This window comes from Frankia tisae (genome assembly GCF_025403405.1).
GTDB lineage: Bacteria > Actinomycetota > Actinomycetes > Frankiales > Frankiaceae > Frankia > Frankia tisai.
This window is the reverse complement of sequence record NZ_JANEZT010000676.1, coordinates 1-1,482: the sequence shown is the minus strand read 5'-3', so window position 1 is coordinate 1,482 and position 1,482 is coordinate 1. Positions and strand designations below refer to the sequence as shown.

The following is a 1,482-nucleotide window of genomic DNA, read 5'->3' as shown; positions in this document are numbered from 1 at the left end:
GGTCATCGGCCTGTCGGCGACGGTCGGGAACCCGGCCGACCTGCTGCGCTGGCTGCAGGGTTCGGGCGCGGGCCGGCGCCCGGCCCAGGTCGTCGCGCCGGACCTGCCGACTGCGTTTTCCCGACGGGCCCAGGTCGAGGCGGCCCCGGCCGGCGGCGCGTCGCCGGCGACCGGGCCGTCCACGCCGACACCGGCGACCGGGCCGCCGCCGGGCGAGGTCGAGCTGGACTACGTCGGCTCGGTGTCGAACGCGGCGAAGGTGCTGGCCGCCCTGTACCGGGGCGAGAAGCGGCTCGTGTTCTGCGACTCGAAGAAGACCGTCGAGGAGCTCGGCCAGGCGCTGCGCGCCCTCGGGGTGGCGACGTTCCTCTCGCATGCGTCGCTGTCCGTCGAGGAGCGACGCCGGTCCGAGGAGGCCTTCGCCCAGGCCCGGGACTGCGTGATCGTCGCCACCAGCACGCTGGAGCTGGGCATCGACGTCGGCGACCTCGACCGGGTCATCCAGATCAACGCCCCGGCGACCGTCGCGGCGTTCCTGCAGCGGCTCGGCCGCACCGGCCGCCGGGCGGGCACGACCCGCAACTGCCTGTTCCTCGCCCTGAACGACAGTGCGCTCCTGCAGGCCGCCGGGCTGCTGTTGCTGTGGGGCCGCGGCTGGGTCGAGCCGGTCGTCGCCCCGCCGGAGCCACGGCACATCGTCGCCCAGCAGCTACTCGCGTACTGCCTGCAGGAGAAACGGATCGGCGACCGGACCTGGGTGGACGAGTGGAACGGCCTCGCGCCCTTCGACCGTTCGGCGGAGCCGATCGTGCGCCACCTCGTCCGCCTGGGCTACCTGGACTCCGACGGCGGGATGCTGTTCATCGGCCCCGAGGCGGAACGCCGCTTCGGCCACCGGCACTTCTCCGAGCTGACCGCGGTCTTCACCGCGGCACCCGAGTTCACCGTCCTGGCCGGCCGCGACGAGATAGGCCGCACGGACCCGGTCCTGCTCACCGACCCGGTCGAAGGCCCGCGGCTGCTGCTGCTCGCCGGCCGCAGCTGGCGGGTCACCCACATCGACTGGAAGCGCCGCCGCTGCTTCGTCGAACCCGCCGAGAGCGGCGGCCGGGCCCGCTGGCTGGGCCTCGCCGACGGCGCCATGTCCTTCGAGCTGACCAGGGCGATGCGGGAGGTCCTGCTCGGCGCAGACCCGCCGGTCCCGTTTACCCGCCGGGCGACAGGGCGGCTCGCGGTCGTCCGCGAGAACCACCTCGACGTCGTCCACCCAGGCGGCACGATGATCGTCCGAACGGATGACCTGACCGACGTCCGCTGGTGGACCTGGGCCGGCGAGCGCGCCAACCGCACCCTCACCGCGAGCCTCGGCGACCTCGCCGACCCCCTCCAGGCCCCGACCGCCGCCTACCTGCGCCTGCGCACCGACCTGACCCCGCCCGGGTGGAAGGCCGCAACCGCGGACCTGGCGCCCCGCCTCTGCCT

1 protein-coding gene is annotated in these 1,482 nt (G+C 74.5%); it reads left to right on the top strand.

From position 1 onward, the window contains the following. Positions 1–1,482: helicase-related protein (locus NBZ85_RS31030; RefSeq protein WP_261563411.1), on the top strand; the 1,482-nt coding region annotated here is incomplete at both ends.